Genomic DNA, 17,149 nt, shown 5'->3' with positions numbered 1-17,149 from the left:
AACGGGGGATCGGGCCCGAGCCGGACACGAGTCCCCGTAGGCTTAGGAATATGTCCCAGCACATCTTGACCGCCGTCGCGTGGCCGTACGCTAACGGCCCCCGCCACATCGGGCACGTCTCCGGGTTCGGCGTGCCGTCCGACGTCTTCAGCCGCTACCAGCGGATGGCGGGCAACAAGGTGCTGATGGTGTCCGGCACCGACGAGCACGGCACGCCCATCCAGGTGCAGGCCGACAAGGAGGGCGTCAGCGCCCGCGAGCTCGCCGACCGCTACAACCGCGTCATCGCCGAGGACCTCACGGGGCTCGGCCTGTCCTACGACCTGTTCACCCGCACGACCACGAAGAACCACTACGCGGTCACGCAGGAGATCTTCAAGGGCCTGTACGACAACGGCTACATCTTCCCGAAGACCACGATGGGCGCCATCTCGCCCTCCACCGGCCGCACCCTGCCCGACCGCTACATCGAGGGCACCTGCCCCATCTGCGGCTACGACGGCGCACGCGGCGACCAGTGCGACAACTGCGGCAACCAGCTCGACCCGATCCAGCTGATCAACCCCAAGAGCCGCATCAACGGCGAGACCCCGGTCTTCGCCGAGACCGAGCACTTCATGCTCGACCTGCCCGCCTTCGCCGAGGTGCTGGGCTCCTACCTGCAGTCCAAGCAGGGCGAGTGGCGGCCCAACGTGCTGAAGTTCGCCCTCAACCTGCTCGGCGACCTGCAGCCGCGGGCGATCAGCCGCGACCTCGACTGGGGCGTGCCGATCCCGCTCGACGGCTGGCGCGACCAGCCCAACAAGCGCCTGTACGTGTGGTTCGACGCGGTCATCGGCTACCTGTCGGCCTCCATCGAGTGGGCCCGCCGCTCCGGCGACCCCGACGCCTGGCGCCAGTGGTGGCAGAACCCCGAGGCCCGCGGCTACTACTTCATGGGCAAGGACAACATCGTCTTCCACGCCGAGATCTGGCCGGCGATGTTGTTCGGCTACAGCGGCCAGGGCGCCCGCGACGGCAAGCCCGGCTCGCTGGGCGCGCTCGACGTGCCGTCGGAGGTGGTCTCCAGCGAGTTCCTGACGATGGAGGGCCGCAAGTTCTCCTCCTCGCGGCAGATCGTCATCTACGTGCGCGACTTCCTGGCCCGCTACGACGCCGACGCGCTGCGCTACTACATCGCCGTGGCCGGCCCCGAGTCCCAGGACACCGACTTCACCTGGCAGGAGTTCGTCAACCGCAACAACGGCGAGCTGGTCGCGGCCTGGGGCAACCTGGTCAACCGGTCCATCTCGATGGCGGCGAAGAACTTCGGCGCGGTGCCCGAGCCGGGCGAGCTGACCGACGCCGACCGGGCGCTGCTGGAGCGCTCGCGGGCCGCGTTCGGCCCCGTGGGGCGTGAGCTGGCGAGGTCGCGCTTCAAGAACGGCATCACCGAGGCGTTCGACGTCGTCCGCGAGGCCAACAAATACCTGGCCGAGCAGGAGCCGTGGAAGCTCAAGGACGACCCCGAGCGGCAGAAGTCGATCCTGCACGTCGCCCTCCAGGTGGTCGACGACGCCAAGACGATGCTCACGCCGTTCCTGCCGACCTCCTCCAACAAGGTCTTCGCCATGCTGGGCGGCGAGGGCGTCTGGTCCGGCATGCCGGAGATCCGCGAGGTCGACGAGGACGGCGGCGAGCCGTACCCGGTGATCACCGGCGAGTACGACGGCGCGGCCCGCTGGGAGCACCGCCCGATCAAGCCGGGCACCCCGCTCACCGCGCCGGTGCCGCTGTTCAAGAAGCTCGACCCGAAGGTCGTCGACGAAGAGCTGGCCCGGCTGGAGGGCTAGGTCATGAGCAAGCTCCCCACGGCGCCGGAGCCGCTGTCCGCGCCCGTCTTCGACAGCCACTGCCATCTCGACATCATGGTGGGCAACCGGCAGGCGTCCTCGGGAGACCCGGTCGCCCAGGCCGCGCAGGCGGCCTCGGCGACCGTGCGGGGCATCCTGGAGGAGGCCAGGGCGGTCGGCGTGACCCGGCTGGTCACGATCGGCTACGACCTCGCCTCCTCGCGCTGGGGCGCCGAGACGGCGGCGGCCGAGGAGGGCGTCTACGCCGGGGTGGCCATCCACCCCAACGAGGCCCACGAGGCCACGCCCGAGGCGCTGGCCGAGATCGAGGCGCTGGCCCGGCGGCCCGAGGTGCGGGCGGTGGGGGAGACGGGGCTCGACTGGTTCCGCGACTGGGCGGGCAAGGACGACCAGCAGGCGAGCTTCCGCGCGCACATCGAGATCGCCAAGCGCACCGGCAAGGCCCTGGTGATCCACGACCGTGACGCGCACGACGACGTGCTCAAGGTGCTGGCCGCCGAGGGCGCGCCGGACAAGGTGGTCTTCCACAGCTACTCGGGCGACGCCGAGATGGCCAAGAAGTGCGCCGACGCCGGATATTTCATGTCATTCTCCGGGCCGGTGACGTACAAGAACGCCGGCTACCTGCGCGAGGCCGCCGCCGTCGCGCCGCTGGAGCTCCTGCTGGTCGAGACCGACGCGCCGTACCTGCCGCCGGTCCCGCACCGCGGCAAGCCCAACGCCCCCTACCTCATCCCGCTCACCCTGCGCTGCCTCGCCGAGGTCAAGGGAGTCCAGCCGGACGACGTGTGCGCGGCGATCAGCACGAACGGGGTCACGGTCTTCGGCGAGTGGTGACCATTTTTCGGTGAAGCGGTGGCCACCGGCCCCGCCGCGCGGTTAGCGTTCGGGCCGTCACTCTCCGTCAACGGAGGTGGCGCGTGACCGGAGGTGGTACGTGCGTGGCAGGAGACGCAAGCCGCGCCCGCCGATCCCGTGGCGCTCCCCCTGGACGCCGGTGGTGTGCCTGGCGGGCGGCCTGGCGGTGGCGGCGATCGTCGTCGCCTCCTCCATGGCCAAGGACGTCGTCGTGGTCGTGGACGGCAGGCAGACGGCCCTGCGCAGCTTCGCCGGGTCCGTGCGCGACGCGCTCGGCGAGGCCGGGATCTCCGTGGGCGTCGGCGACGTGGTCCGGCCGCCCGTGCACCAGGCCCTCGCCGACGGCGACACGATCGAGGTGCGCCGCGCCCGTCCCATCAGGCTGACCCTCGACGGCCGCACCAGCGAGCACCTGGTCACCAGCACCGACGTGGCCGGCGCGCTCGCCGAGCTGGCCATCCCGCCGACCGCGGGCAAGGTCTCCGCGCCCCGCGACGAGGCGGTGCCGCTGTCGGGCATGGCGCTGACCGTCTACACCCGGCGCAAGGTGTACGTGGTCGCCGGGGCCACCCGCCGCGCCTCTCGCACCACGGCGCGGACGGTGCGGGAGGTGCTGCGGCAGCAGCACGTCGAGCTCGGACGCGGCTACCAGGTGCAGCCGCCGCTCGGCAGCTTCCCCGAGGACGGCATGGTCATCACGGTCACGCCGCCGCGCGCCGACGAGATCGAGCCGGAGGTGGCCGCGCTCAACTGGCGGGCGTTGGCCGAGTGCGAGTCGCGGGCCGACCCGGAGGCGTACAACGCCGAGGGCCCCTACTACGGCATGTACCTGTTCAGCCTGCCCATGTGGAAGGCCGTCGGCGGGCAGGGGCTGCCGACGGACTGGCCGGAGGAGGAGCAGACCTACCGCGCGCAGCTCCTCTACCAGCAGGTGGAGGGGCGCTGGCAGGGGCAGTGGCCGGCCTGCGGCGCCGACCTGTTCGGCTGACCCCGCGCCGGTTCGTCCGGCCTGCCGTCACCCGGACACGGCGGCCCCGAACTCGGCGCCCTCCGGCGGTTGCAACGTCTCCAGCGCCTCGGCGTTGCGCCCGGCCACCGCCACCTTCCCGGCGGGCCGCGCGTCCGGCTGCCCCACGAACAGCTTGTTGCCGCTGAAGGCCACCGACCAGCCGAACAGCCCGTCGGCGTCCGTCAGCTTGCGATCCTCGGCGGCGTCCTTCCAGGACACGACGCGCACGCCGCCCCCGTACGGCGCGCCGATCGCCAGCCGGCCGTCCGCCGAGGCCGCCAGCGCGAACCCGAACGCCTGCCTGCCGCCCTGCGTGACCGTCCTGACGACCTTCCTCGCGGGGTTGAGCAACTGGACGCTGCCGCTGCCCGGGGAGCTGATCGCGTAGCCGGAGCCCTCGGAGTAGGCGACCGCGTAGCCGTACCGGTCGCCGTTGCGGTCGCTCGGCGAGTCCAGCTTCAGGCTGGTGATCTTCGAGGTGAAGACGTCGTCGATGAACACCGCCGAGCCCGAGTTGATCTTCCCGGCCTCGACCTGGCGGCCCGCCCCGTCGTCGTTCTCGTACGGCACGCCGACGAGCAGCGCGTTCTTCGGCCCCCACGCCATCGACCAGCCGAACTGGTCGCCGACCTCGCTGTTGCCGCGCACGTCGTCGCTCTCCTGGCTGATGCGGCGGAACTGGCCGGCGCCCTTGCGCACGTAGACGGCGCCCGCGTCGGTGAGCTGCCCGTCGTCCTCGTACGGGGCGCTGACCGCGAGCAGGTCGTCGCGCACGGCCAGCGACCAGCCGAAATGCGCGAGCCGCTGCGGCTGGGGCGCGGTCAGGCGCAGCGGCGGGCGGGTGCCGCCGCCGTAGACCACGTACACCGCGCCCGCGTCCTGCTCGCCGTCCACGTCCGCGTACGGCGCCCCGACCAGCAGGTCGGCGCAGGCGTCGCCGTCGACCTTCGCCAGCCGCGCCGACCAGCCGAACCCGTCGCCGCGGGCCAGGCCGGGCACGGCCACCGGCACCACCTTCTGGCCCGAGACCACGTACACCGAGCCCTTGTCGTCGTCGGCGAACGGGTCGCCGACGGCCACGTCGTCCACGCCGTCGCCGTCGAAGTCGGCGGGCGTCGCGCAGGCCGACGCCCGCGCGGCCAGCTCTGGCGCGGCCGCGGCCGCGGCGCCGGACATGGGCGTCGCCGCCGTCCCGGCGACGAGCAGCAGCGCCCCGAGCCCGAGCCCGAGCCGCGCCGGGGGCGTCCTCCGGAGCGTCACAACGCCACCTCGATCTGCCGGCCGTTCTCCAGCATCGTCGCCGTCAGCTTCACCGGCCTGCGGTACGTCGCCAGGTCGAACACGAACGCGCTGTCCACCCGCGCGCCCGGCAGGATCGCCGGGGGCAGGGTGACGGCGGCCGGGTCGTGCTCGCCGCCGCGGTCGTCGACCATCGTGACCACTGGCTGGATCAGCGTCCGGCGCTCGCCGCCGGGGTTGAGCATGGTCCAGCGGACCACGCAGAGCTGGCCCTGGGTGGCCACCTTGCCCTCGTACTCCTTCAGCCCGCACTGGGGCGCGGCCGAGACGATCGCCACGGGGTCGTCGAAGTCGGCGCCCAGCGGGAACCTGCGGCCCACGTCGCTCGGCTGCCCGCCGGTCGCGGCGGTCCGCGACGGGCCGCCGCCGCCGGACGTGGTGACCAGGTCGCGGCCGGAGGTGACGATCAGCACCGCCACCGTGACCACGATGGCCAGCACGGCCGCCGCGGCCGCGATCAGCCAGCGGGTGCCGGCGGTGCGGGTGCCGCCCAGGGTGTCGGGCTCGCTGGGCAGGAGCTCGGGGGCGGCGGCGCTCTGCCGGCGGTCGCCGGGCTGGGTGTCGGCGCCGCGCTGCTCGGAGTGCGCCATCCGATGCAACTGCTCCCGCCCCGGCACCGCACCCCAGGGGCCGCCTTGCGTACCGCTCCTCGCGTCCAGACCGGCCTGGGGGCTTGTGGCGGTGTTCGGGCTCGCGGCGGCCTGCGGGCCTGTGCCGGGCTGGGAACCTGTGCCTGGGTGCGGGCCTGTGCCTGGGTGCGGGCCTGTGCCTGGGTGCGGGCCCTTACCGGGCTGCCGGCTCACGCCGCTGCGGGGGCCTGTCCCGCCGTCCTGGCGGCGCTCCTGGCCTCCGCTCACGGGCCCAGGCTCCAGGTGATCCTGCCCCTTACCGTCCTTACCGTCCTTGGCGTCCTGGGAGCCGGCCTGATCCCCGTCCTTGCCGCGCTTGAACAGGCCGCGGGCCCGTCCGCGCGCCTGCCCGGCCCCGTCCGCGCCCTCGGCGCCGGACGCGCCGGCGGGCCATCGGGCCAGCTCCTCCTTGGCCGCCAGCTCCTCCCGCCGCGCCAGCTCCTCGAACGCCACCTGCGAACCGGCAGGAGACGACCCGGCAGGAGACGACCCGGCAGGAGACGACCCGGCAGGAGACGACCCGGCCGGAGGCGGCCCACTGGGGGCGCTCCTCCCGAAGGTGTCACTCGGCGGCGGCGTCGTGAACGTGGCCGTGATGTCGGGTTCGTCCACCACGTTGCGCGGCGGCTCCCACTCGCTGAGCATCTCGGTCGCGACCAGCGTCGGCGGGTTGATCGACGGAGCCGGCGTGTTCCCGCCGACCAGCGCGATCAGCAGGTCCTGCGCGGTGGGCCGCAGCGCCGGGTCCATCGAGGTGGCCAGGCGTACCAGATCGTTGAGCGGCGCGGGCAGCGCGCCGAGGTCCGGCGGGGTGTTGAGCACGCGGTGGGCCATGGTGATGGGGTCGCCGCGCCCGAACGGGTGCCGCCCGTTGCCCGCGTAGGCGATGAGGCAGCCCCAGGCGAAGATGTCGACGGCCGGGGTGATCATCTCACCGCGCACCTGCTCGGGCGCCCACCATCCGGGGCTGCCCAGCAGCTCGCCCGACATCGTGAACCCGGTCTCCCTGTCCAGGGCCCGGGCGATGCCGAAGTCGATCACGCGCGGCCCGGACAGGGAGAGGATGACGTTGGCCGGCTTGAGGTCCCGGTGCACCAGCCCGGCGACGTGGATCGCTGCCAGCGCCGCCGCCACGCCCAGGCCGACGCCGTGTAACGGCCCCGGTTCGAGTGATCCGAACTTCGCGATCTGCTCCGACAGCGGGGTGCCGGCGATGTACTCGGTCACCATGTAGGGGCGGCCGTCGCCGGTGTTGCCGTTGTCCAGCACCTGGGCGGTGCAGAACGACGCCACCCGGCGCGCGTTCTCCACCTCCGCGTGGAACCTGGCCGCGAACCCCTCCTGGTTGGCGAACTCCGCCTTGACCACCTTGAGCGCGACGAATCGGCCCGTCGGCGCGCGGGCGAGGAAGACGGTCCCCATACCGCCCTCGCCGAGTCGCCCCAGCAGACGGTACGGACCTATCTCCCGCAGATCCGTGGGGCGAAGCGGCGCGGCGCCCGTTGGCTCCATGAGGGACGTCCCTTCCTGTTCCACGCCATCCTCTCCTTTGGTCTCCCCATCCGCCATCTCAGGTTCTTCGATGCGGGAGACTGGTTGGATGATGAGGCTGTTGGGCCCTGCAGAAATACGTATTTTGGCGGACAAGCTAAATCTTCGTCCGACAAAAAAACTTGGCCAGAACTTCGTGATCGACGCGGGCACCGTCCGCCGCATCGTCCGCGTCGCGGGCCTCTCGGCCGACGACGTGGTCATCGAGGTCGGCCCGGGGCTCGGCTCGCTCACCCTGGCCCTGCTGCCGACGGCCGCGCACGTGGTGGCCGTCGAGATCGACCCGGTGCTCGCCGCCCAGCTTCCCGCCACGGTGGCCGAGCGCGGCCTGTCCGACCGCCTCACTGTCGTCAACGCCGACGCCATGAAGATCGCACCCGCCGACCTCGGCGGTCACGTGCCGACCGCCCTGGTCGCGAACCTGCCGTACAACGTGGCCGTCCCCGTGGTCCTCCACCTCCTCCAGGCACTCCCGTCCCTGGCCAAGGGCCTGATCATGGTGCAGTCCGAGGTCGCCGACCGGCTCGCCGCCGGGCCCGGCTCCAAGGTGTACGGGGTGCCGTCGGTCAAGGCCGCCTGGTACGCGGACGTCCGCCGCGCCGGGCCGGTGGGCCGCACCGTCTTCTGGCCCGTCCCGAACGTCGACTCCGGCCTGGTCTCCCTGACCCGCCGCGAGCCCCCGTCCACCACGGCCACCCGCGAGCAGGTCTTCGCCGTCGTGGACGCCGCCTTCGCCCAGCGCCGCAAGACCCTGCGCGCCGCCCTGTCCACCTGGGCCGGCACCGCCGCCGAAGCGGAACGCATCCTGCGCGCCGCCGACGTCGACCCCTCGGCCCGCGGCGAACAACTCGACATCACGGCCTTCGCCCGCATAGCCGAACTGAAACCCTGAGCCTGGCCCAGGAAAACTCGGAACACCATGCAGAACACGGTCGAACACCGCTACGGCCGGGACGGCATGCGACTGGTGACGGCCTCCTTCCGCACCCACCACTTCGTCCCCCACGCCCACAGCGAGTACGCCGTCGCGGCCATCGAGCGCCTGCCTGGCGGCAGCAACGCCGACCTGTGCCGGCGGACGCCGCGGGGCAAGGTCAACCCGTACTCGCCGGGCTCCCAGCTCGCCGACGGCCTCGTACCCGCCGTCGACCTCGACCCGGACCTGCTCCTCTCGGGCCAGGCGCAGCAGATCGGCACCGACGAGCACATCCTGTACAAACCCCGCTGAAGCGCCTTCTTCCGCACCCGCCTGCTGGAACACCTCGCCGAGCGCGACGTGAGCACGGTGGTCGTCGCCGGCTGCAACTACCCGAACTGCCCGCGGGCCACGCTCGTCGACGCGACGGAACGCGACCTGCGCACCGTCGCCGTACGCGACGCCCTCTCCGGCTGGACCGCCGACGCGGACCACGAACTGCCCGCCATGGGCATCGCCTGCCTGAACACCCCCGACGTCCTCACCCCCTCCAACCACCGCATCACTGAGCCCCCAACCACCCTGCCGCACACCCAAAGCACCCCCCGCCCCTCCTCCCCGTCGCCCCGACCTCCCCGCCGCCCGGCCCTCCGTCTACCTGGCCCTCCCGACCAATCCGCGGCCCGACCACCGCACAAACCCGCGAAGCCACTCCGGTCTCCGGTCGTCCACAGCCCCACCCACCCACAGCCCGCCTTATCCCCAGAACGGAGTTCGGCTCCACGAAGCCCGCCGTCCCGCAGCACCCTGGCCTCACCCCGTCAACTGACCCGGGAGGCCCCAATGTCCCGCCGCACCACCATGCCCACTCACGGCAGCACTTCCGCTTCGGCCCGCCGCCAGCCACCCCTGCCTCTCCCTCTGGCCTTGACCTGCGCCCTCCTCGCAACGTTCACCGTCCTCACACCCCTCCTCTCCCCCCAAGCCCGAGCGGCGACCGTCCCTGCCGCTGAAGCCGCCCCGCACCCGCATCCCAGAGCAAGAAAGAAGACCCCCACCCGCGGAGAGATCGCCGCCACCGCCGCCCTCACCCAGCTGGGCGTACGGTTCTCCTGGGGCGGCGGCTCACGAAGGGGCCCGACACGCGGCATCGGCAGAGGCTCGACCACCGAGGGCTTCGACTGCAGCGGCCTGACCCTCTACGCCTGGTCCAGAGCAGGCATAGCTCTGAGCCACCACACGGGAGCCCAGTTCCGCCAGGGCCGCAGGATCACTCTCAAGGCCCGCCGCCCAGGCGACCTGCTCTTCTTCGGCGGCGGCAGAGGCACCCCCACCCACGTGGCCCTCTACCTTGGCGGCAGCCTGATGATCCACGCACCCAAGACAGGCGACGTCGTACGAAGAACCAACTTCCTGAGATCCCCGTACTACCGCACCGTCTACCGCGGCACCGTCCGCCCAGGCTGACCCGCGGCCGCCCGCACCAATCCACTGACCAGCTCCGCCAGCAACTCCCGGTCCCGATCCCCGTCCCGGCCACCCATGGCCTCGTACTCCATGAGCCCGAGCCCCGCCACCTCGAACCGCCCTGCAACGGCCCTCACCAGGGAAAGCAGCCGCTCAGGATGAATGCCTCCCGGCGACGGGCACCCCACGCTCCCGAAGATCTCCGGATCGAGCACATCGAGATCAACATGCACATAGACGACCGGTCCCGTGTCGGCCGCAGCACCCCCGCGCCCTCCTTCCGCGCCCACGCCGATCCCTATCCCTGCGCCCGCGTTGGTCCCTATCCCCGCGCCCGCGCCCGTCCCCATCCCCGCGCTGGTCCCGTTGCCCGCGCTCGCGCTGGTCCCTATTCCCGCGCTTGCGGCGTAAGCATTCCCGCCACCTGCACCACCGACCTTCGGCCCGTCCATGCCACCGTCCTTCGCGCCGCTGGCATCCACGCCGCCCGTATCGATACCGCCTGTGTCGGTGCCGCCCGCGTGCATGCCGCCCGTGCCGGTGCCGCCTGTGTCCGTGTCGCCCGCGTCTGTGCCGTCCGTGCCGCCTGTGTTCACGCCGCTCGTGTGACCCGGCTGCGCACAGCCCGTGTGAGGGTAGACCGTGCCGGTGCTGGTGGCGGCTGTGATCGCCTGGAGCAGGGCGTCCTCCGTCCCGGTCTCCGCCACCTTCACCCAACGAACCCCGGCGCTCTCGACGAAGGCCGCCTCCGCCGGGTCGAGATCCCGCACTCCGGCCAGCACGATCCGCCCTGGCTGCAACGGCGCTTCGGCGACCAGCCCTTCGGGCCCTTCGCCCGTGAGCGCCCGCAACACCATCCCGTGGTAAGCCCCCGACGGCGACGACTGCGGAGTGTTCAGGTCTCCGTGGGCGTCGAACCACACCACCACCAGCCGATCCCCGTACCGGCGTCGCGCCGCTGCTATGGGCTCAAGCTCGACCCCGCAGTCACCGCCTACGGCGACAACCAGCGCGTCCCGGGCAACCCCCTCCAGCGCATCCCGTACCTCGGCTGCCGTGGCCACGAGGTCGTCGTCATTCACCGTCACCGCGACCCTCACCACACCGCCATGCTCACCCCGGGCATGCTCACCCCGGGCCGCGGCGCCGGCTCCGGCCTCGGCTCTCGTCCCGGTCTCTCTCGCCGCGTCTTCGGCCAGGTCGGCCACGACGCGGGCTCCTTCGCGCAGGCGTTCCGCCGTACGCGACCCGGAGCCTCGCCACTGCGGAACCTCAACGATCGCCACCTTGCGCAACATCGTCACAAACCCTCTCTTCGCCCTCACGGTGGGCCACGTTCGCTATTACTCGACGTAACGGGGTCGTACGTGGGTAAATGACCATCAACCTGACTCTACGTGTCGGGGATTCGGTCGTTCCGAGGGTCATCTTTCGAGAACCGCATGTCAGGGCTGCGGGCACCGATAACATCGAGTGTCCTTGACCCCGGCAAGTGATGAGAGTGGCAGAAGATCGATGAGTTCGGTGACCGTACGTGTGCCCGCGAAGGTCAACGTGCAGCTTTCTGTCGGCCCGCTCCGGGAAGATGGCTACCACGACCTGGTCAACGTCTTCCACGCCGTGTCGATCTTCGATGAGGTGGTGGCCAGGGAGTCCGAGTCCATCACGGTCACGGTCAACGGCAAGTGGTCCGACCAGGTGCCGGTCGACGACAGCAACCTCGCCATCCGCGCCGCCCGGGCCCTGGCCAAGCACGCGGGCCGGACGTACGGCGCTGAGCTGATCATCAACAAGGACATCCCGGTGGCGGGCGGCATGGCGGGCGGCAGCGCCGACGCCGCCGGCGCGCTGGTGGCGTGCAACGAGCTGTGGGGCCTCGGCCTGCCGTTCGACGACCTGATGGAGATCGCCGGAGATCTCGGCAGCGACGTCCCGTTCTCCCTGCTCGGCGGCACCGCCGTCGGCACCGGGCGCGGTGAGCAGCTGAGCGAGCTGCCCACGGGCGGCACGTTCCACTGGGTGTTCGCGCTGGCCCGAGGCGGTCTGTCCACGGCCAGCGTGTACGCCGAGTGCGACCGGCTGCGTGCCGCCGAGGCGGCCGAAGTGCCCTGGCCGCAGCTGAACGACTCCCTGCTGGAGGCGCTGGGCACCGGGGACGCCTACGCCCTCGGCTCGCACCTCAGCAACGACCTCCAGCGCGCCGCGCTCAACCTGCGGCCGGAGCTCGGCCCGACGCTGGAGGCGGGACGCCAGCACGGCGCGCTGGGCGCCATCGTGTCAGGTTCCGGGCCCACCTGCGCCTTCCTCGCCATCGATGCCCTGCATGCCCGGGATCTGGCGGGCAGTCTTACCGCTACGGGCGCCGCCCACACCGCCGTTCCGGCTCATGGTCCGGTGCAGGGTGCCACTCTGGCCTGATGGTGATCGCCGTCGGGGGGTGAGGCGGGGTTCGCCGGGCGGCTCCTGCAGTTCTGGGGTTCGTTCCCCGTCTTTCGCGCGTGAGGGGCGGGTGGATGCGGAAGAGCCGCCTGCCTCACCGGGGTGGCGGTGGGCGGGCGGCTCTCTTCGGGTGGGCGGGGCGGTCAGCACGCTGTGGCGGGGCGTGCTTACTTAGACCTCTTCGGGTCCTTGCCGCCCGTGTTCTCGGCCTTGCGCTTCTTCGTCGGCTTGGTCTGGAAGACGCTGTCCGAGCTCTCGGCCTCCGACTCGGAGGACGAGGAGGACGAGGAGGACTCGGACGGCTCCGGGGCCGGCGGCCGCTTCGGCCCCAGCAGCTTGTAGACGATGCCGAGCTCGTGGACGTCCTGCGGCAGCAGCTTCTCGGCCTTCCCGGTGCGGACGACGTCCGTGGGCTTCACGTTGCTGCGGATCGCGCCGGCCTTGCGGATCTGCGACGGCGGCAGCTTCCCCGGCGAACGCCTGATCGCCTTGTATTCCTCGGAGAGGTAGACGTGGTCGTAATCCTCGAGCCACTTGGTGAAGCTCATCGACACCTTGGGGGTTTCCAGCGGCTCGTCCGCGTCCTTCTGAGCGGTCGAGAAATCTCTCGTGAAGAATATGCCGACGGCGAGACGCTGCGAAGGAAGATGATTGTCGTCCACCTCGTCGAGCTTGGCGATATCCTTCTGGAAATCGCCTCTGAAGTTCGCGAGCCGGCCGAGCGACTGTGTCTTCACCTCGACGATGACCTCGTCGTCCCAGTAGCGGGCGACCGTGCCGTTCAGGACGAAGTCGGCGACCTTGGGCTTGGTGCCCGTCGTGGTGTAGACCTGGCGCTTGCCCGGCTCGCCCAGGTCGGCCCACGGGTGGGCCCGCTCGATGTAGGCGGCGAGGCCGGTGCGGAAGGAGTCCTCCCACCCCTCGCCGGGCATCGCCCAGAACTTGGCGATGGTGTCGAGGTTGTTGTCGGCGTACTCGATGAGGAGCTCGATGAATCCTTCGGCGGTGAGGAGTTTGGTACCGGAACCCGGCTCCAGGGTAAAGGGCTGTTCGCTCATGATCCGTGCCTCCCAGGCTTTGTCTCGTCGGAATGCCGGGATCAATGTGAGCGTTTGTTCTCGCCGATCGATTGCTAAAATATTGACGGCCCGGTGAGGCGTAATTCTGTTCATTCTGCTCACGAACGGCGGGTACGCAATTTCGCCGCACAATTCGTTCGGGGCCGGGAGCGGGTGGCGGCCGGGGCCCGGACGGGCAGGGAGGTGGGTGCGGAGCCGATACCCTGAGTACGTCATGAATCTGGTCAATCTCGAGTCGGTCTCCCACGCCTACGGGCCCAAGCCGCTCCTCGCCGACGTCTCCCTGGGCATCGAGGCCGGGGAGCGCATCGGCGTCGTCGGACGCAACGGCGGCGGCAAGACGACCCTGATATCGGTGATCGCGGGCGAGACGCGCCCCGACAGCGGGCGGGTCACGCACACCCGGGGCCTGCGCATCGGGTTCCTGTCGCAGCACGACGCCCTGGATCCGGCCGCCACCGTACGAGAGATCGTGCTGGGCGGGCTGGCCGAGCACGAGTGGGCGGGCGACCAGCAGGTCCGCGAGATCCTCGCCAACCTGGTCGGCGACCTCGACCTCGACTCCCCGGCCGCCGACCTGTCAGGCGGCGAGCGCAGGCGTACGGCGCTGGCGAAGCTGCTCATCGACGACCACGACCTGATCATGCTCGACGAGCCCACGAACCACCTCGACATCGAGGCCATCGCGTGGCTCGCCGGGCACCTGTCGGCGCGCAAGAGCGCCCTGCTCGTGGTGACGCACGACCGGTGGTTCCTGGACGCGGTCTCCACCCGCACCTGGGAGGTCGTGGACGGGCGCGTCGAGCGCTACGAGGGCGGGTACGCCGCCTACGTCCTGGCCAAGGCCGAGCGGGCGCGCATCGCCCAGGCCGCCGAGGAACGCCGCCAGAACCTCATGCGCAAGGAGATCGCCTGGCTGCGCCGCGGCCCGCCCGCCCGCACGTCCAAGCCGAAGTTCCGCATCGAGGCCGCCCAGGCCCTCATCGCGAACGAGCCGCCGGCGCGCGAGAGCGTCGAGCTGATGCGCTTCGCCGCGGCCCGGCTCGGCAAGACCGTGTACGACCTCGAGGACGTCACCCTGCACGCCGGCGGGCCGGACAACGGGCCGCTGGTGCTGGAGCGGTGCACGTGGCAGTTCGGGCCGGGTGACCGCATCGGGCTGATCGGCGTCAACGGCTCCGGCAAGTCGTCGGTGCTGCGCCTGCTCGCCGACACGGTCAAGCCCGACTCGGGCCGGGTGGTACGAGGACGGACGGTGCGGCTCGCCCACCTGTCGCAGGAGCTGGCCGAGCTCGACCCGACCCGGCGGGTGCTGGAGTCGGTCGAGGAGGTGCGCAAGTACCTGCAGCTCGGCAAGCGGGAGTGGACCGCCTCCCAGCTCCTCGAACGGCTCGGCTTCCGCGGCGACGCGCAGTGGAAGGTGATCGGCGACCTGTCCGGCGGCGAGCGGCGGCGGCTGCAACTGCTCAGGCTGCTCATGGACGACCCCAATGTCCTGCTGCTCGACGAGCCGACCAACGACCTCGACATCGAGACGCTCAACGAGCTGGAGGACCTGCTCGACGGGTGGCCCGGCACGCTCATCCTGGTCAGCCACGACCGGTACTTCCTGGAGCGGGTCACCGACCGGTGCGTCGCGCTGCTGGGGGACGGGCGGCTGTCGATGCTGCCCGGGGGCGTGGACGAATACCTCGAACGGCGGGCCGCCGGCACGGCGTTGACCGCCCGGGTGGGTGGCGGCGGCGGTTCGGGGGCGCAGGGCCGTGGCGACGGCGCCACCGGGGCCGGAGGGGCCGGCGGCGGGGCCGGGGCCGGTGGTGTGTCGTCGGTCGTGTCCACCGTGGCTCCCGACAGGGGTGCCGCCAACGGCGGGGCGGCGGCCGGGGAGCTGTCGGCCAAGGAGGAGCGGGAGCTGCGCAAGGAGCTCAACCGGCTGGAGCGTCAGCTCGACAAGCTGGCGGGGCAGGAGGCGCGGCTGCACGCGGCCATGGCTGAGGCGGCCAGCGACTACGCCCGGCTCGGGGCTCTGGATGCGGAGCTGCGGGAGCTGACGGCGCAGAAGGACACGATCGAGGCGGAGTGGCTGGAGGTCGCCGACCGGCTCGGCGACTGAGCGGGTGATCGCGCCCTCCGGGGCGACGGGTCGGTCTCCTCGTGGCGGGCCTGGGCTCAGGGTGTGGCGTGATGCCCTGGCCGGGCTCACGGCATGAGCGGCCGGGTGAGCGGCAGCCGGGTACGCGGTGAGCCAACACGGCACGCTGCGCGGCCGTGGAGCGTCGGTCGGCCGTGGAGCGTCGGTCGGCGGGGGAGTGTCGGTCGGCCGTGGGCGTCAGGAGGAGGCGGGGGAGTCGAAGGGGGCGAGGAGGGTGCGGAGGAGGCCGGCGAGGGTGCGCTGGTCCGCCGGCCCCAACCCCGACAGCAGCTCCCGCTCCCGCCGCAGCAGATCCGCGAAGGCCGCGTCGACCCGCGCGAGCCCGGTGTCGGTGAGCGACACGAGGACCCCGCGCCGGTCCTCCGGGTCGGGACGGCGGCGGACGAGGCCGGCCTGGGCGAGGCGGTCGATGCGGTTGGTCATGGTCCCAGAGGTGACCAGCGTGGCCCGGAGCAGGGCGCCCGGGCTCAGCTCATACGGCTTCCCGGCGCGGCGCAGCGCCGTCAGCACGTCGAACTCCCACGGTTCGAGGTCGTGTTCGGTGAAAGCCGCCCGTCGCGCCCTGTCGAGATGCTTGGCGAGGCGTGACACCCTGGAGAGCACCTGGAGCGGCTCGACGTCGAGGTCGGGGCGTTCCGTCCGCCAAGCGGCGACGAGGCTGTCGACCTCGTCCCTAGCATCCTCCGTCATGACACCAAGTGTACTGTCTTGACATCGAGATATCTCTCTCGATATCAATTATCTTCATGTCGAGAGATATCTGGGACCCGGTGACCTACGCGGTGTACGCCGACGAGCGCTCCCGGCCGTTCATCGAGCTCATCTCCAGAGTGGGCGCGGTCGATCCCGATTATGTCGTGGACGCCGGCTGCGGCAGCGGCGAACTCACCGCCCAGCTCGCCACGCGCTGGCCGCGCGCCACGGTGGAGGGCTTCGACTCCTCGCCCGCCATGATCACGAAGGCCCGCCAGCTCGACACGTCCGTGCGCTTCGCCGTCGCGGACGTGGCCACCTGGCGTCCCGACCGGCCCGTGGACGTGATCGTCTCGAACGCGGTCCTCCAGTGGGTGCCCGACCACCGGTCGGTGCTCGAACACTGGATGGAGGCGCTGGCCCCGGGCGGCTGGCTGGCGTTCCAGGTGCCGGGCAACTTCGACGCCCCGAGCCACTTCGCCATCCGCGAGCTGTGCGCCTCGCGCACCTGGTCCGACCAGCTCGGCGACTACGGCCGAGGCGTGCCGGTGGACGACCCCGTCGAGTACGTCGACCTGCTCAACCAGGGCGGCACCCAGGTGGACGCCTGGGAGACCACGTACATCCACGTGCTGAAGGGCGAGGACCCCGTGCTCAACTGGGTGTCGGGCACGGCTCTCCGCCCCATCCTCGACCGGCTGGACCAGGGGGACCGGCGGCGGTTCACCTCGGAGCTGGGCGAGATGCTGGCCCGGCTCTACCCGGCGAGGAGCTACGGCACGCCGTTCCCGTTCCGCCGGATCTTCGTGGTGGCCCAGAAATGACGATCCTCGCCGTGCACCACGTCCAGCTCGCCGCGCCGCCCGGCAGCGAGCCCGCCTTACGCGCGTTCTACGCGGGCCTGCTCGGCCTGCGCGAGGTGCCCAAGCCGCCGGAGCTGGCCGCCAGGGGCGGCGTCTGGTTCCGGGGCGAGGGCGTGGAGGTGCACCTCGGCATCGAGCGGGACTTCCGGCCGGCGCGCAAGGCGCACCCCGCCTTCCTCGTGGACGATCTCGACGCCTGCGTCGCGAGGCTGCCCGACGCCGTGCCCGACCACCTGTTCCCCGGCTACCGCCGCGTTTACGTCCACGACCCGGCCGGGAACAGGATCGAACTCCTCCAGCCCCTTTGATGTTCACCCAAGGGTGGCAGAATTGTCCGAAAT

Annotated in this window: 15 protein-coding genes and 1 pseudogene; 11 read left to right on the top strand and 5 right to left on the bottom strand. The window is 71.5% G+C overall.

Annotated features, from left to right (window positions below; genetic code table 11):
• The first annotated feature begins 50 nt into the window (after positions 1-50).
• From metG to MF672_RS05475, 3 genes are all read left to right on the top strand, one after another.
• Positions 51-1,832, top strand: coding sequence for a methionine--tRNA ligase (gene metG / locus MF672_RS05485; RefSeq protein ID WP_242376196.1), 1,782 nt, complete (start codon positions 51-53; stop codon positions 1,830-1,832).
• A 3-nt stretch (positions 1,833-1,835) separates the two neighbouring features.
• Positions 1,836-2,690, top strand: a complete 855-nt coding sequence (locus MF672_RS05480; RefSeq protein WP_242376197.1) for a TatD family hydrolase — start codon at positions 1,836-1,838, stop codon at positions 2,688-2,690.
• A 100-nt stretch (positions 2,691-2,790) separates the two neighbouring features.
• Positions 2,791-3,699 (top strand): resuscitation-promoting factor, encoded by a 909-nt coding sequence (locus MF672_RS05475; protein ID WP_242376198.1) that lies wholly within the window; start codon positions 2,791-2,793, stop codon positions 3,697-3,699.
• Positions 3,700-3,726: 27 nt separating this feature from the next.
• Here the strand turns inward: MF672_RS05475 and MF672_RS05470 are convergent, their stop codons facing one another.
• Positions 3,727-4,980: an integrin alpha gene (locus tag MF672_RS05470; RefSeq protein ID WP_242376199.1), complete on the bottom strand. Its 1,254-nt coding sequence runs from the start codon at positions 4,978-4,980 to the stop codon at positions 3,727-3,729.
• Positions 4,977-7,160, bottom strand: coding sequence for a serine/threonine protein kinase (locus tag MF672_RS05465; RefSeq protein ID WP_302893284.1), 2,184 nt, complete (start codon positions 7,158-7,160; stop codon positions 4,977-4,979). The genes MF672_RS05470 and MF672_RS05465 overlap by 4 nt, the downstream gene beginning before the upstream one ends.
• 91 nt (positions 7,161-7,251) lie before the next feature.
• Here MF672_RS05465 and rsmA point away from each other — a divergent pair, with 91 nt between their 5' ends.
• The 4 genes and pseudogenes from rsmA (at position 7,252) to MF672_RS52030 (ending at position 9,582) form a co-directional block, all read left to right on the top strand.
• The gene (rsmA, locus tag MF672_RS05460) at positions 7,252-8,091 is read left to right on the top strand and encodes a 16S rRNA (adenine(1518)-N(6)/adenine(1519)-N(6))-dimethyltransferase RsmA (protein ID WP_407654757.1); all 840 of its coding nucleotides are present in this window, start codon (positions 7,252-7,254) and stop codon (positions 8,089-8,091) included.
• Between the two features lie 27 nt (positions 8,092-8,118).
• Positions 8,119-8,427, top strand: a complete 309-nt coding sequence (locus MF672_RS05455) for a hypothetical protein (RefSeq protein ID WP_242376202.1) — start codon at positions 8,119-8,121, stop codon at positions 8,425-8,427.
• 12 nt (positions 8,428-8,439) lie between these two features.
• Positions 8,440-8,601 (top strand): annotated as a pseudogene (locus MF672_RS52035) (isochorismatase family protein); the annotation flags it as partial.
• Between the two features lie 21 nt (positions 8,602-8,622).
• Positions 8,623-9,582 (top strand): C40 family peptidase, encoded by a 960-nt coding sequence (locus MF672_RS52030; protein ID WP_407654756.1) that lies wholly within the window; start codon positions 8,623-8,625, stop codon positions 9,580-9,582.
• Here MF672_RS52030 and MF672_RS05450 read toward each other — a convergent pair.
• A complete protein-coding gene (locus MF672_RS05450; protein ID WP_247815168.1) occupies positions 9,555-10,880 on the bottom strand; it encodes an arginase family protein in 1,326 nt (441 codons plus the stop codon). The two genes, MF672_RS52030 and MF672_RS05450, sit on opposite strands and share 28 nt — an antisense overlap.
• A 217-nt stretch (positions 10,881-11,097) precedes the next feature.
• Here MF672_RS05450 and MF672_RS05445 point away from each other — a divergent pair, with 217 nt between their 5' ends.
• On the top strand, positions 11,098-12,000 hold the full coding sequence (locus MF672_RS05445) for a 4-(cytidine 5'-diphospho)-2-C-methyl-D-erythritol kinase (protein ID WP_242376204.1): 903 nt from the start codon (positions 11,098-11,100) through the stop codon (positions 11,998-12,000).
• 188 nt (positions 12,001-12,188) lie between these two features.
• On the opposite strand, the gene MF672_RS05440 is transcribed toward MF672_RS05445, so the two are convergent.
• Positions 12,189-13,202 carry a hypothetical protein gene (locus tag MF672_RS05440; protein ID WP_242376205.1) on the bottom strand — a complete coding sequence of 338 codons (1,014 nt, stop codon included), beginning with the start codon at positions 13,200-13,202 and terminating at the stop codon, positions 12,189-12,191.
• A gap of 112 nt (positions 13,203-13,314) precedes the next feature.
• Here MF672_RS05440 and MF672_RS05435 point away from each other — a divergent pair, with 112 nt between their 5' ends.
• Positions 13,315-15,213 carry an ABC-F family ATP-binding cassette domain-containing protein gene (locus MF672_RS05435; RefSeq protein ID WP_242376206.1) on the top strand — a complete coding sequence of 633 codons (1,899 nt, stop codon included), beginning with the start codon at positions 13,315-13,317 and terminating at the stop codon, positions 15,211-15,213.
• A 216-nt stretch (positions 15,214-15,429) separates the two neighbouring features.
• Here the strand turns inward: MF672_RS05435 and MF672_RS05430 are convergent, their stop codons facing one another.
• Entirely contained in the window at positions 15,430-15,942 is a 513-nt protein-coding gene (locus MF672_RS05430) for a MarR family winged helix-turn-helix transcriptional regulator (protein ID WP_242376207.1), read from the bottom strand.
• Between the two features lie 56 nt (positions 15,943-15,998).
• Between MF672_RS05430 and MF672_RS05425 the strand changes: the two genes are divergently transcribed.
• A complete protein-coding gene (locus MF672_RS05425) occupies positions 15,999-16,769 on the top strand; it encodes a trans-aconitate 2-methyltransferase (RefSeq protein ID WP_242376208.1) in 771 nt (256 codons plus the stop codon).
• A complete protein-coding gene (locus MF672_RS05420) occupies positions 16,766-17,116 on the top strand; it encodes a VOC family protein (protein WP_242376209.1) in 351 nt (116 codons plus the stop codon). Before MF672_RS05425 ends, MF672_RS05420 begins: the two co-directional genes overlap by 4 nt.
• The last annotated feature ends 33 nt before the right edge of the window (positions 17,117-17,149 follow it).

The organism is Actinomadura luzonensis (assembly GCF_022664455.2).
GTDB classification, from domain to species: Bacteria; Actinomycetota; Actinomycetes; order Streptosporangiales; family Streptosporangiaceae; genus Nonomuraea; species Nonomuraea luzonensis.
Note: the sequence above shows the minus strand (reverse complement) of the source record. Positions and strands in the feature narration are given on the sequence as shown.

Coding starts and splice junctions, on each gene's coding strand:
- MF672_RS05435 (WP_242376206.1), top strand. CDS start 13,315: ATGAATCTGGTCAATCTCGAGTCGGTCTCCCACGCCTACGGGCCCAAG.
- MF672_RS05455 (WP_242376202.1), top strand. CDS start 8,119: ATGCAGAACACGGTCGAACACCGCTACGGCCGGGACGGCATGCGACTG.
- MF672_RS05465 (WP_302893284.1), bottom strand. CDS start 7,160: ATGGAGCCAACGGGCGCCGCGCCGCTTCGCCCCACGGATCTGCGGGAG.
- rsmA (WP_407654757.1), top strand. CDS start 7,252: ATGAGGCTGTTGGGCCCTGCAGAAATACGTATTTTGGCGGACAAGCTA.
- MF672_RS05430 (WP_242376207.1), bottom strand. CDS start 15,942: ATGACGGAGGATGCTAGGGACGAGGTCGACAGCCTCGTCGCCGCTTGG.
- MF672_RS05480 (WP_242376197.1), top strand. CDS start 1,836: ATGAGCAAGCTCCCCACGGCGCCGGAGCCGCTGTCCGCGCCCGTCTTC.
- MF672_RS05450 (WP_247815168.1), bottom strand. CDS start 10,880: ATGTTGCGCAAGGTGGCGATCGTTGAGGTTCCGCAGTGGCGAGGCTCC.
- metG (WP_242376196.1), top strand. CDS start 51: ATGTCCCAGCACATCTTGACCGCCGTCGCGTGGCCGTACGCTAACGGC.
- MF672_RS05445 (WP_242376204.1), top strand. CDS start 11,098: ATGAGTTCGGTGACCGTACGTGTGCCCGCGAAGGTCAACGTGCAGCTT.
- MF672_RS05425 (WP_242376208.1), top strand. CDS start 15,999: ATGTCGAGAGATATCTGGGACCCGGTGACCTACGCGGTGTACGCCGAC.
- MF672_RS05420 (WP_242376209.1), top strand. CDS start 16,766: ATGACGATCCTCGCCGTGCACCACGTCCAGCTCGCCGCGCCGCCCGGC.
- MF672_RS52030 (WP_407654756.1), top strand. CDS start 8,623: ATGGGCATCGCCTGCCTGAACACCCCCGACGTCCTCACCCCCTCCAAC.